The 12,670-nt window shown below is 34.5% G+C and carries 11 protein-coding genes and 1 pseudogene; 9 read left to right on the top strand and 3 right to left on the bottom strand.

Annotated features, from left to right (window positions below; all coding sequences use genetic code 11):
• Nucleotides 1-31: 31 nt before the first annotated feature.
• Entirely contained in the window at nucleotides 32-1,846 is a 1,815-nt protein-coding gene (locus tag BGI23_RS14960; RefSeq protein ID WP_070806413.1) for an S-layer homology domain-containing protein, read from the bottom strand.
• 243 nt (nucleotides 1,847-2,089) lie between these two features.
• Between BGI23_RS14960 and BGI23_RS14955 the strand changes: the two genes are divergently transcribed.
• The 4 genes from BGI23_RS14955 to BGI23_RS14940 all read left to right on the top strand — a co-directional run bounded on the left by BGI23_RS14955 (nucleotide 2,090) and on the right by BGI23_RS14940 (nucleotide 6,872).
• Complete coding sequence (locus BGI23_RS14955; RefSeq protein ID WP_070806412.1) at nucleotides 2,090-3,418, top strand: YjiH family protein; 1,329 nt, start codon at nucleotides 2,090-2,092, stop codon at nucleotides 3,416-3,418.
• A 602-nt stretch (nucleotides 3,419-4,020) separates the two neighbouring features.
• A complete protein-coding gene (locus BGI23_RS14950) occupies nucleotides 4,021-4,608 on the top strand; it encodes a GNAT family N-acetyltransferase (protein WP_000425201.1) in 588 nt (195 codons plus the stop codon).
• A gap of 330 nt (nucleotides 4,609-4,938) precedes the next feature.
• On the top strand, nucleotides 4,939-5,571 hold the full coding sequence (locus BGI23_RS14945) for a YdcF family protein (RefSeq protein WP_000662223.1): 633 nt from the start codon (nucleotides 4,939-4,941) through the stop codon (nucleotides 5,569-5,571).
• Between the two features lie 152 nt (nucleotides 5,572-5,723).
• Entirely contained in the window at nucleotides 5,724-6,872 is a 1,149-nt protein-coding gene (locus tag BGI23_RS14940) for an acyl-CoA dehydrogenase family protein (protein ID WP_070806411.1), read from the top strand.
• 134 nt (nucleotides 6,873-7,006) lie between these two features.
• Here BGI23_RS14940 and BGI23_RS14935 read toward each other — a convergent pair.
• A pseudogene (locus BGI23_RS14935) lies at nucleotides 7,007-7,365 on the bottom strand (nuclear transport factor 2 family protein).
• A 141-nt stretch (nucleotides 7,366-7,506) separates the two neighbouring features.
• Nucleotides 7,507-7,977, bottom strand: coding sequence for a DinB family protein (locus BGI23_RS14930; protein ID WP_000991278.1), 471 nt, complete (start codon nucleotides 7,975-7,977; stop codon nucleotides 7,507-7,509).
• Nucleotides 7,978-8,046: 69 nt separating this feature from the next.
• Here BGI23_RS14930 and BGI23_RS14925 point away from each other — a divergent pair, with 69 nt between their 5' ends.
• From BGI23_RS14925 to BGI23_RS14905, 5 genes are all read left to right on the top strand, one after another.
• A complete protein-coding gene (locus BGI23_RS14925) occupies nucleotides 8,047-8,751 on the top strand; it encodes an ArsR/SmtB family transcription factor (protein WP_070806410.1) in 705 nt (234 codons plus the stop codon).
• A gap of 202 nt (nucleotides 8,752-8,953) precedes the next feature.
• Entirely contained in the window at nucleotides 8,954-10,084 is a 1,131-nt protein-coding gene (gene spoIIP, locus BGI23_RS14920) for a stage II sporulation protein P (RefSeq protein WP_061531413.1), read from the top strand.
• Between the two features lie 314 nt (nucleotides 10,085-10,398).
• Nucleotides 10,399-11,076, top strand: coding sequence for a copper homeostasis protein CutC (locus BGI23_RS14915; RefSeq protein WP_000895095.1), 678 nt, complete (start codon nucleotides 10,399-10,401; stop codon nucleotides 11,074-11,076).
• A gap of 23 nt (nucleotides 11,077-11,099) precedes the next feature.
• Nucleotides 11,100-11,651, top strand: coding sequence for a signal peptidase I (gene lepB, locus BGI23_RS14910; RefSeq protein ID WP_000662493.1), 552 nt, complete (start codon nucleotides 11,100-11,102; stop codon nucleotides 11,649-11,651).
• A gap of 258 nt (nucleotides 11,652-11,909) precedes the next feature.
• Nucleotides 11,910-12,662: an IclR family transcriptional regulator gene (locus BGI23_RS14905; protein WP_070806409.1), complete on the top strand. Its 753-nt coding sequence runs from the start codon at nucleotides 11,910-11,912 to the stop codon at nucleotides 12,660-12,662.
• Nucleotides 12,663-12,670 lie beyond the last annotated feature (8 nt).

Below are 12,670 nucleotides of genomic sequence, written 5' to 3'. Positions count from 1 at the left end.
TCATACAATCAAAATAGGCTTTTTTATATGATTAATCGATACTTAAAGCTTTTTTACCCATTTGATTATAACTGTGCTCAAATCGGGATTTTACCATTGGCTGGTCTTTTTTACCGTCTAGTGGGTCATTATAATAAATGTTACGATCATCTACACCAGTTATGATAATAGTATGTGCATTTCTGTATCCATTTACGGTTTTTCCTTGAGGTGTTTTCCAAGTTTGTTCTAGTTGTGGAGCAGTTATTTTGTTTCCTACCCACGCTACAACTGGTTTACCATTACGTACATAGCTTTCTAATACAGAGAAATCCTGTCCTGTTAAATCTGTACCTCTTGCATGTTTATCGAGTAATTGTTTCAATGGTGCTGGGTTAATAGAGTAACCATACCTTATTCCTCTTACGTCACCAACGAATCCGATGTCTGGATCACCCCAAACTGTAATTTTTCCGCCTTCTTCCATCTGATATCTCGTTGTATCAAATGGCATTTGATTAGCAAAGTCTACTTTATTTAATGAACGTCCTGTATAGTATTCTAAAAGCATTTGTAGTGAAACAACTGCACTTCCTTTTTGTAGTTCGGGCAATTGATTAATGGCAGGAACATTTAAGAGGAGCTTTGGACGTAAGAGATAAGACATGTTTATCCATTTTGGTCCTTTATCTGTACGAATTTGTACCCATCCGTCATCTCCCATAGCTAATTCTTCGATGCCGCCTTGTGGAGCATACTTTCCAGATATTTTAGAAGAAAAATTAGGGCTATCGTAAGCGAAAAATGTTCGTGGTATGTATGTTAGTTCTTTTCCTTCACCCTCTTTTAAATATGGATTCATCCATTGAAGCCCTTCGCTGGTGCGAATTTTTAACCAGATGCTATTTTCTTCAACAACTGTTACAGTTTGAGGGGGATATTTACCAACCACGTATCCTGTTCTTGACGGTCTATCAAAGGTAACAAAGTTTTTATCAATGTATACTTGTTTCTCTTTTAATGGTGTCCACTTTAACCCATGATCCGTAGCAATTTTAATCCATCCATTTTCAGATTCATCGAATACAGTAACGGTTTGTGGTGCATATTCAGCAAGTATACCTGAATGAAGAGAGGTTTCAGGATAAATAAAATAATGTTGTTTCATAGTAACTTGCTTTAATTTAATTTCTTTATCTTTCGATTGGTCTGTGCGAGCAACTAAACTTGCAGCTTCTGCACGGGTAATCGTGTTATCTGGATACCAATGACTACCACCATAGCCCAGTGAAATACCAAGAGCAACAAGAAGATTAGCCGATTTTTCACTCCAATGTCCTTTTAAATCTCGGAATACAGTAGGTAGTTTTTCAGTGGCTTTTTTGTCTAAGTTATATGCATGAACAAGCATAGAGGCCATAGCAGCTCTCGTTAGCTTTCCAGAAGGTTCGAAATTTCCATTCCCGACGCCTTTAATAATCCCAGCTTTTTCAACTGCAGCAATATAAGGAGTAGCCCAATGTTTTTGGGAATCTTTAAATGATGGCTTTGCTGAAGCGTCTATTTGTAAGTTTAATATTTTTGCCATGATAATTGCGGCAGAAGCTCTATCAATTTCAAGATTAGGTCCAAATGTACCGTCTGGTAAGCCAGATAAGACTTTTTTCTTTACTAAATAATCAACGGACGGCTTTGCCCAGCCAATAACATCAGGAAATTGATAGTAGTAATCGTCTTCGTCTTCGTAATTCTCCAATTGCGCATTATTTTTTTGTGTTACAGTTTCACTCACAGCGAAAGAACTAGATGGAGCGATGATAGCACCAAATAGCAACGCACTTGCCATAGTTATTTTTATTGTTTTCAAATTTCCATTCTCCTTCTATTTTTATGTAGGTTAATTTAAAGAGTAAATTGAAAAAAGAAATAATTTAGTTACAAAATATATGTTTGAAATGAGTATATGTAACATATACGAAAGATATTATATGATAATTTTTGGAGACTGACAATAAAAATGTAAGATTATTGCTTGTGTCATTTTCAAATGAAAAGAAGGGATTTAATATAATTATACAGAATATTTAGATAAATGGGGGGGTGTCGAATTTTGAGTGAAATTGAATTAAAAAGGAATGTAATTAAGACAGGGAGTGAGAAGAGCATCATTCTTCGGTTTGTACTTGCTAGTCTCGTTGGGGTGTTTATGTTTTTCGTACCAGTTACGATAAATGGCGCTTCTTCCATAATGATTGATCATATCGTGTCGTGGACTAGAGCTTCGGTTCCGAGCGTCGTACCTTATTACGCACTACTCGTTATGGTAATGGGTGCAATTTATCCGTTTTATACGAAAAAATGGAATACATCTATCGTAGATATTTGCTTTTCGATTTTAAAAGTGGTTGGCGTCGTTTTCGGTGTATTATATTGTTTGAAAGTAGGGCCAGCTTGGTTCTTTGCGCCAGATGTTGGGCCGTTTTTGTATGAGAAACTAGTAATATCGGTAAGTTTACTCGTTCCGATTGGTTCGGCTTTTTTAGCATTATTAGTCGGGTATGGATTACTTGAATTTATCGGTACGTTTTGCCGTCCGATTATGAGGCCGTTATGGAAAACACCTGGACGATCAGCAATTGATGCGGTTGCGTCCTTTGTGGGAAGTTATTCACTGGCTTTATTAATTACGAATCGCGTATATAAAGAAGGAAAATATACGACAAAAGAAGCGGCCATTATCGCTACAGGATTTTCTACAGTATCCGCAACATTTATGATCATCATCGCAAAAACATTAGACATCATGCATTTATGGAATGTTTATTTTTGGACGACTCTCGTTGTAACATTCATCGTAACTGCTATCACCGTAAGACTTCCACCCCTTAGTAGAAAACCAGATACATATGTAACAGAAGAAGGGTTCCCAGAGCCCGTTTATAAGGAGAAAATGTTAGAGCGTGCTTGGGAAGATGCGCTAGAAGTATCGAAATCTGCACCGGGTATTATGAAAAATATCGCATTGAATTTAAAAGATGGTTTTATTATGACAATGGGAATTTTGCCATCTATTATGTCAGTAGGATTAATTGGTATCGTCTTAGCGAAATTCACGCCAATATTTGATTGGATCAGTTATATTTTCTATCCATTTACGTGGGCTTTACAATTACCAGAAGCAGAACTAGCTGCAAAAGCGGCATCCGTTGGTATCGCAGAAATGTTTTTACCTTCTCTTTTAGTTGTAAGTGCACCACTTGTGACAAAGTTTGTCATTGCGGTTGTTTCGGTATCATCTATATTGTTCTTCTCAGCTTCCATTCCTTGTATTTTATCTACAGATATTCCGTTAAAAGTATCGGAACTTATTATTCTCTATGTACAAAGAACGATATTAACGTTGCTTATCATTACACCGATTGCTTATTTGTTGCTTTAAAAAGGGGAAAGGTATAAAAAAGAATCCTTCTATAAAAGGAAGGATTCTTTTGTTTAGTGTTTTTATCAATTAAATACTTTAAAATGTATACTTTTTTGATGTTTTATTTGTTTTTCGAATATGACGTAATACTTCTTAAGAAAATTCCTAACCCTGCAAAAAAGAATCCTAAGCATAATAAGCTTCCTGGCGTTCCCCAAGTAATTTGATCTAGCATGTTTATATCCTCCCATTTACCCCATATGAATTAACTGTAAAATTTTCACTTTATTATTATATAGTATTTTTTGGGTTTAATCCAGAATTATCCATACTATTAAGCTGAAAAATTGATTCATAAATGAAAAAAAAGAATCTTTTTGTAGAAAGAATAGCGTTTTTGGTATGCAAATTTTTAAAGAACGTATATAGACCTTTAGAAAAAGAAAAACCTTACATGAAATGAAACCAATATAAATTCGGCTTGCTATAATGGGATGTACACGGTATTTGTTAGAGGTTTTTGCCGATTATTATGTAAGAAGGTATTAAAACTTTGATTTAAATATCTGTATAATAAAATGTATATTTCTATGATATAGTAAGAAAAAGGGGGCTTACAAATGGAAATGATTCACGAAAGAGCAAAGCTACGGTTAATGGATGGTAATGATGTCGAAACTTTGTTTTCGATTGTAGAAGGAAATCGAGATATTTGGGCGTATTTAATCTCTAAAATGGATAGTGTGCAAGATATGCAGCAATATGTGCAAAAAGCGATACAAGGTTATGGAAAGGGTACGCAAATCCCTTTCGTTGTAGTGGATCAACAGACGAATACGATTGTAGGAAGTACACGTCTATATAATATTTCAGTGGAAGATAAAACAGTCGAGTTAGGACAAACGTGGTATCATCCAAGTGTCCAGCGTACGAGTATCAATACAGAGTGTAAGTATATGCTTCTCCAGTATGCTTTTGAAAAACTGCATATGCTCAGGGTACAAATTAAGACGGATGCAAGAAATGAAAAAGCACAACGAGCAATTGAAAGGTTAGGCGCAGTAAAAGAGGGTGTGCTTAGAAATGAAAGAAAATTACCAAATGGTTATGTGAGAGATGCAGTTGTGTACAGTATTATCTCGAGTGAATGGCCAGATGTGAAAAAACAATTGTTAGAAAAATTAGAGTTGTATAAAGAAAAGCTATAATTCGTGTTTTGAAAGGTATATTGTTTGTGATACATGAAAAATATACCTTTTTTCTTACAAAATGCTACTTTATTTTAATTCCTTTTGTTTCATCGTTCCCTTCTGAGAAAAAATTCGTTACAATGTAGTTGTATGGTAATAAACTTATGAATTTAAAACATATAATGAAAACCGCAAATGAAAATGAATTGATAATCCTCAATTTTAAATGAAAACCCTTTTATACATAAATAACAAGTAAAGTTCCTTCTTTTAAATAAACTCAAACAAAACGATTTGATATAAATGTTTTTTTATAGAAGTATGGATGATGTACGGAGGCAATTACAAATGAAAGAAAATAAGAAGAGTAAGAAAAGACGAATCTTTCAAGTATTTTTACTAATGATTTGTTCTGCTATTTTATATGTAAGTTATGCAGCTTACGATATTTGGAGTTATCGTTTTAAAACAGATGATAGCGTGAAAACGGATGCTGGTATCGTACTAGGAGCAGCTTCTTGGAATGGAAAACCATCTCCTGTATTTAAAGAAAGAATTAATCATGCGATTTCTTTATATAAGAACGGAAATATTAAAAAGATTATTTTTACAGGTGGTACAAAGTTCGAGGCAGAGCTTGAGGAAGCGCGTACTGCAAGAGTATATGCAATGAAACAAGGTGTAAAAGAGGAAGATATTTTGATTGAAACAAAATCCCTTTTCACTGAAGAAAATTTAAAGAATGCGAAGGAAGTTGGAATAGAGAACGGAATACGCACATACACGATTGTAAGTGATCCACTTCATATGAAACGCGCAATGAGAATCGCAAAACATATTAATATTGAAGCGTATGCTTCACCAACGCCGACATCAGCATATAAAACGTTAGATACAGAAATCCCATTCTTCTTTAAAGAATTATTCTCATATATTGGATATGTAACCTCGTTGCCATTAAAGGCATTGAAGGGAGACTAATAAGGAAAGAATCTATTTTTCAATAGGAACTTTTCTTATTAGTCAAAAACATTGTATTTTTATCGGAATAGTGAAACAATAGAGAGGTAGCTTCATATAATCATAATGACAAAATGAACGGTTTAAGAATCGAGCATAAAGGAGATTATAGTATGGCACTCTCATTTGTTGAAACAGAAAAACAATCTTTCATTATTGAACAAATAAATAAATTGATTCCGAAGTTCATGGAAAGGGAGCATCAACTAAGTGAATTAGGATCATTTCCGTATGAAAATATAAATGATTTGAAAAATATCGGATATACGAAATTAACGTTACCGAAGGAATTTGGTGGTAGTGCGATTTCTTTATATGACTTCGTTCTATTTCAAGAGAAAATTGCGGAAGGCTGCGGGGCTACTGCCTTATCGATTGGCTGGCATCTTGGCATTGTGAAAGAACTAGCGGAAAATCGCTCTTGGAATGATGAGATGTTTAAATGGTTTTGCGAAGAAGTGCGAAATGGGGCGCTCTTTAATAGGGCAGCAACAGAACCGAAAACAGGGAGCCCGACGCGTGGCGGTAAACCAGAAACAATAGCGGTTCAACAAGGCGAGAAGTGGGTTATAAATGGAAGGAAAACTTTTACAACGATGGCGCCAGTACTTGATTATTTTATTATTTCAGCAAGTATGGAGGGCAAAGAAGAAGTTGGTGAGTTTGTCATTCCAAGAAATACAATCGGTGTATCCATTGAAGAAACGTGGGATAGCGTTGCAATGCGAGGGACTGCTAGCCACGACCTTGTCTTACAAAATGTAGAGATAGACAACCGTTTTTTTACGGATGTAAAAGGCGGGAAAGTGAAACAAAAGGGTATTGGCTGGTTGTTACATATACCAGCATGTTATTTAGGAATTGCACAATCAGCAAGAAATTATGCAGTTCAGTTTGCGGGATCATACAAACCAAATAGTTTAAACCATTCTATTAGTTTATTACCGAATGTTAGAAGATTAGTTGGAGAATTAGAACTCGAGCTTATGCAAGCTCGCGTCTTTTTATATCAAATTGCGAAAAAATACGATGAGGCAGAAGATAAACTGTCACTGCAAGCAGAATTAGCGGCAGTGAAATACGCCGTAACAAATGCGGCGATATCCATAGTGGATAAATCAATGCGCGTCGTAGGAGCAAAAAGTTTATCAGAAAAAAATCCGCTTCACCGTTACTATTTAAACGTTAGAGCAGGACTACACAATCCGCCGATGGATGATGCAACACTATCTATGCTTGCAGATGCGGTGTTTCGGTCGTAGTTTTTTAGCTTGAATTTTATTGTTTATGTACAATATAGTTGTTTTGAAAGCACGTGTTTGATTAGTAATCGAACGCGTGCTTTTATTCGATTGATATACTAGTTTAAAATGCAGCGTTTAAATATAAATAATCATCATGATTTTGTGAGTGTTCCTTGATGGAAAAACATTTGCCATCTTCCCTCTATCAGTTTCCAAATGGAGCTTCGCAAAGTATTCTGCATTCTAGTTTCATCTCTTACACGATATGTTGCCAACACTGTATCGTCCGATATAGGGTATATTTCAAAATTAGAAAGAGTCATTTCTCTTACACTAAGTCCATCTCCACCAACAGAGTCCTTCTTATACCAAACGTTTCCTGAACTTCCAAACTCAAAAAATTGTCTGCAAGTAACTTGTCCAGTTCAGCTGGATTTGTACGAGTTTTAGGTTCTAATAGTTTTTCCTCTAGTGCACATAAATGCTTTTTTAATTCAGAGTGCTTTTTCACGTGATCATCCCCATATATTAATTATTGTACAACAACTAAACTGCTCTTTTTTTAACTAACGAAAAGGATTTTGACTAGTTAGATAATTGGCTGCGTATTATTATAATGCCAGTATAGAAGCGTTGTAAACATTTGTCTTATCTAATCCCAAATTAAAGGTCTTTCCAAATCTACCATTCGTAAATATTGTAAAAATTGACCTGCATGGACCGCATCATGATAAGCAATTCGTAATAGCATATCGCCTAAATATCGTTGATAGCCAACATCGCTTCGATCAATAAGTCTTGAATCTAGATCTGCTATGCTTATTGATTGAACATATTCTATGAAATCGGCAAAACATGATTGCGCTAATTCAATTTCTTTTTTAACACAAGTAATCGGCTCGTCATCATACGGGATATGTACGTCGTTTATTGAGCCGTTGTTTTTTAAAATCATATGATAGTAAAAAGTTGAGCTCCATACGTGACGAATCATTTCACCAAAGGACATAGCCTCATGATCAGGCTTCCAATTAAGAAAAGTATCGGGAAGAGAATTCCATAATTTTTCTGAGCGCCTTCTCGTTTCTTTTAAATTTAGTATACTAAGATCAATTGCATTCATAATACATTCTCCTTTACTATTAAACTTAAAATAATTGTATCAATTAAATAGTTAGGGTATCATCGAAATATGAATGTATATCCGAATATCTCATATATAGCTAAACTCATTGCTGAACCTACAAGAGCAATCATCTTAGATTGTTTAATGAATAATCAGGCACTACCTGCTAGCGAATTGGCTTATAAGGCAAAAGTGTCACATCCAACGATTAGTTCTCATCTTTCTAAATTAGTAGAGGGGAATCTACTTACAGTTGAACAACATGGTAGACATCGTTATTATAGACTTGCTAATCAAGAGGTAGCAGAAGTTCTTGAAAAGTTAGGAACAATTGCACCAACAGTCCAAGTTCGTTCTTTAAAACAATCGGATCAACTAAAACGAATTCGTTATGCTCGAACTTGTTATGATCATCTTGCAGGCAGACTCGGTGTAGAGATAACTGAAAAATTACTACATAGGGAATTTATAATTTTAAAGGAAGGAGAATACATTGTAACGGAACAAGGTAAACAATGGTTTCTGAATTTTGGGATAAATATTGAAACGGCAAATATAAAGAGAAGGATATTTGCAAAACCTTGTCTTGATTGGAGTGAACGACGCTACCATATTTCTGGTTGGTTAGGATCTGCAATAGCAAAACTATTTTTTGAACAGGAATGGATTACAAAAACGGATAAGAATCGGGCTGTCCATCTTACAAAAAAAGGTATGAAGTTCTTGAAAGACCAATTAGGCATTAACATGGAAAATAAAGAAATGAAATAACCTGAGTCCATACAAATGTAGACTCAGGTTATTTCATTTCTTTTAAAATCTTTGGTGAAATTTGCGCACGGCAAATTAACCTCACTTGCTTTACGGAAAGAGATTAGCTGAAAAAATAGTAGTTGAGACGATTCTATTAAATTAGTAATCATATTCATTGAAAATTATGCGTAAGAATATAGTAAATGAAGGGAGATATAAAATGAATAAAGTGAAACTGAAAGTATTTAATATAAAGTATGTAATGATATGTATTTTATTCACAATTATATGTATTCTCACTTCATTCTTCATTTCTAGTAATTCAAACGTATTTAAATCTTATTATGTTAATCAATTATTAGGAACGAATTCTACGAAAGGCCTTATGTATATGATAGGCAGTGAAAATCGTTATTTTGCAGAAGAATTTCATAAAGAAAAAGGAAGAGCGTCTTTAGAATCTTTTTTACTATCACTTTCTACAAACATTAATGTAAATGATCTCCGTAGTTTATTAACGAGGGAACTCCCTAATATGAATCAATTTTATTCGGAAATATTAATTGCAGGGGAAGGGACAGATTATACGAACATTCCTGAAGAATCCAGCATTCCTTTAGAGAATATTCAAGATAAAGGTACTGCTGTTAAACACCCAAAGAGTGAGAAAGAAAACAATTCAAATACACAAAATAACGGTGAAAATAAAGTTTTTATTTATCATACACATAGTTGGGAGTCGTTTATTCCTCTCATTCCAGGTGCCACTAAACCTAATGATGCCTCTAGTACAAATAATGAAGTGAATATTACGTTTGTTGGAAACTATTTAAAACAAAAGTTAGAAGAGAAAGGAATAGGGGTTTCACATGATACGACAAATATGAGGGACTTTCTGCGAAATAAAAATTTAAACTGGGCCCAATCTTACAAAGGATCTCGTCAAATATTACAAGATAAATTAGCGCAAGATAAAAATATTATGTTTCCAATGGACCTTCATAGAGATGATGCACGAAAAAATATTACAACAAAAAATATTAACGGAAAGAATTATGCGAGGCTCTATTTTATTTTAGGACGAGAGAATCCTAGCTTTGAAAAAAATAAAAAAATAGTAACGGCAATAAATTCATATTTAGACGAGAAGTATTACGGTTTAAGCCGAGGAATTTTTATTAAAGATCGTAAAAGCGGGAACGGAGTATATAATCAAGACCTTTCTCCAAATGCATTACTTATTGAAATGGGAGGGGTAGATAATACACCAGAAGAACTGTATGCTTCCGTTGATGCATTAGTAGAGGCCTTTAGCCACTATTATAATGAAGTAGTTAAGAAAAATAACTAAATATATAGGAGAAACCTAGTATTTTTATAAAATAAAAAGGAGTGACATCTAGTATGAAGTTCTAGAGGTTACTCCTTTTTCCTATTATTCAGGCTGTACCAGAAGTCTCATACTACTTTCAAATCCATCTGCATTATAAGCGGATAAATAATACGGCCCCGGTTCTGGAGAGGAAACGAATGAGCGTAAAGTAAATGTTATCAAATGAAAAAATCTTTCTTTTCATTCTTCTTTTTATCGTTTTATAGGAGAATACTATGCTTCTTATTTCACCTACTGTATAATAAGAAAAAAGCACGAAAAGAGGTCATCTCATGCTAGAGGTTATTGCAACATGTTTAGAAGATGTGAAACGAATTGAACGAGCTGGCGGGAAGCGAATTGAATTAATTTCATCTTATACAGAAGGCGGTTTAACGCCGAGTTATGCATTTATAAAAAAAGCGGTAGAAGCAGTACAAATACCGATTCACGTTATGATTCGGCCGCATGCGAAGTCTTTTACATATACGGAAGAAGAAATTGAAATGATGAAAGAGGATATTGTAGTTGCTCAGAAATTAGGAGTAGCTGGTGTTGTATTAGGTGTATTAAATGAAAGAAATGAAGTGGATGAAGAGAAACTAGTGGATTTATTATCTGTGGTAGATGGGATAAATGTCACATATCACCGTGCAATAGATGACATAGAAAATCCAGTAGAAGCGATGAGAACGTTAAAGAAGTTTCATAAAGTGACTCACGTCTTAACTTCAGGTGGACAAGGGAATATAGTTGATAATATTCCGGTGCTTACAGATATGCAAAAGGTAAGCGGGGGTCAAATTCAACTTGTTGTTGGAGCTGGTGTAACGAAAGAAAATATAAAGCAATTGCTAAATGAAACTGGAATTTCGCAAGCTCATGTCGGTACAGCGGTAAGAGAAGGGAAATCATGTTTTGCTGAAATTGATCCTAATTTAGTACAAGAATTAGTTCAAATCATACAATAAACAATTAAGAAAGAGGAGAAACGATGAAGGAAAATACGAAGAAAGAATTATTCTCATGGGCGAAAACTATAGGATTTACCCTTGTATTAATCGCAATTATTCGCGGTGTTTTATTTACACCGTCATTAGTACAAGGCGAATCGATGATGCCGACTTTAGAAAATAACGAACGAGTTCTCGTCAATAAGATTGGTTATAGTATAAGTGGATTAGAACGCTTTGATATTATCGTTTTCCATGGAAAAGAAGGATATGATTTAGTAAAACGAGTAATTGGTTTACCAGGCGATACAGTTGAGTATAAAAATGATGTTTTATATGTAAACGGCAAAGCGATGGAAGAACCATATTTAAAAGAGTTTAAAGAAAAAGCAGCAGGCCGTGTATTAACTCCAGACTTTACGTTAGAACAAATTACAGGAAAAACGAAAGTGCCAGAAGGCCAAGTGTTTGTATTAGGTGATAATCGTGAAGTTTCTAAAGACGGTCGTATGTTTGGATTTATTTCAGAAGATGAAATTGTCGGAAAAGGACAAGCTGTTTTCTGGCCGTTGAAACAAGTAAGAGCGCTATAAAGAAAGAAGTATGGGAGAAATATTCTTCCATACTTTTTTTATGCCTATTTATTTAAACGTTTGGTTTTGCTATAACTTGAGCTTTTGAAAGAGAAGCATCATTATTTCTAAAATTTATTTTGTATTCACTTTACATAAAGATTAAGTAGCTGAAAAATATATTGATAGAATTGAAAGAATATTTTATAATTTAAAATTATATGTTTGTTTCGAAAAATGGAATTTAAGTTCCGTAATTCGGAACAAGAAGGAGATAGAATGAGTATAAATAAAACGGCAGTTAAGACAATGGATATTTTAAAGTTGTTTTATGAGCATGAAGAACTCAGTTTAACAGAGATGGTTCAGCTTACAAGTATGCCGAAAACATCTGTTTATCGTTTAATTGGCTCGTTAGAAGAAATGGAGTTTTTACAAAAAAACGAAAAGGGGAAATATCATTTAGGAGTCGTTTTTTTACGGTTTGGTCAACTTGTATCACAAAGATTATCAGTAAGAAATATTGCGTTTCCATATATGAAAGAGCTTAGAGATAGTTTAGGGCAGGCAGTTAATTTAATTATTCAAGATGGTAATGACGCGATTTATGTGGAAAAGATGGAAGGCGTTCAGCCTGTACGTGTATATACAGCGGTTGGAAGAAGAGCGCCACTTTATGCTGGTGCATGTCCGAGAATTTTACTATCGTATTTCTCAGAGGAAAAGAAACAGAAATACATAGAGGAAACGGATTTAAAACAGTTTGCAGATGGAACAATCGTAGATAAGGAACAATTGTTAGAAGTGTTACAAATGGCGAAAAAGGAAGGACATACGATTAGTTATTCGGAGTTAGAAAATCATACAGCAGCTATAGCAGCGCCTATTTTCGCAAGCGACGGAACGGTTGTAGCAGGCATTAGTATTTCAGGATTAGCAATTGAGTACAGCGAAAGTAACATTTCATATTTTATCGCTAAGGTGAAAGAGACAGCGAATCGCATTTCGAAAGAACTCGGCTTTTTGGCATAGAAAGAGGG

The sequence above is a fragment of the Bacillus sp. ABP14 genome (genome assembly GCF_001831375.1).
Classification (GTDB): Bacteria; Bacillota; Bacilli; order Bacillales; family Bacillaceae_G; genus Bacillus_A; species Bacillus_A paranthracis.
The sequence above is the reverse complement of the archived record's forward strand: the minus strand, read 5'-3'. Positions and strand labels throughout refer to the sequence as shown.

What these genes read in the sequence shown, in the direction of transcription:
- BGI23_RS14905 (WP_070806409.1), top strand. Translation starts at nt 11,910, where the DNA reads ATGAGTATAAATAAAACGGCAGTTAAGACAATGGATATTTTAAAGTTG.
- lepB (WP_000662493.1), top strand. Translation starts at nt 11,100, where the DNA reads ATGAAGGAAAATACGAAGAAAGAATTATTCTCATGGGCGAAAACTATA.
- BGI23_RS14945 (WP_000662223.1), top strand. Translation starts at nt 4,939, where the DNA reads ATGAAAGAAAATAAGAAGAGTAAGAAAAGACGAATCTTTCAAGTATTT.
- BGI23_RS14915 (WP_000895095.1), top strand. Translation starts at nt 10,399, where the DNA reads ATGCTAGAGGTTATTGCAACATGTTTAGAAGATGTGAAACGAATTGAA.
- BGI23_RS14950 (WP_000425201.1), top strand. Translation starts at nt 4,021, where the DNA reads ATGGAAATGATTCACGAAAGAGCAAAGCTACGGTTAATGGATGGTAAT.
- BGI23_RS14930 (WP_000991278.1), bottom strand. Translation starts at nt 7,977, where the DNA reads ATGAATGCAATTGATCTTAGTATACTAAATTTAAAAGAAACGAGAAGG.
- BGI23_RS14925 (WP_070806410.1), top strand. Translation starts at nt 8,047, where the DNA reads ATGAATGTATATCCGAATATCTCATATATAGCTAAACTCATTGCTGAA.
- spoIIP (WP_061531413.1), top strand. Translation starts at nt 8,954, where the DNA reads ATGAATAAAGTGAAACTGAAAGTATTTAATATAAAGTATGTAATGATA.
- BGI23_RS14940 (WP_070806411.1), top strand. Translation starts at nt 5,724, where the DNA reads ATGGCACTCTCATTTGTTGAAACAGAAAAACAATCTTTCATTATTGAA.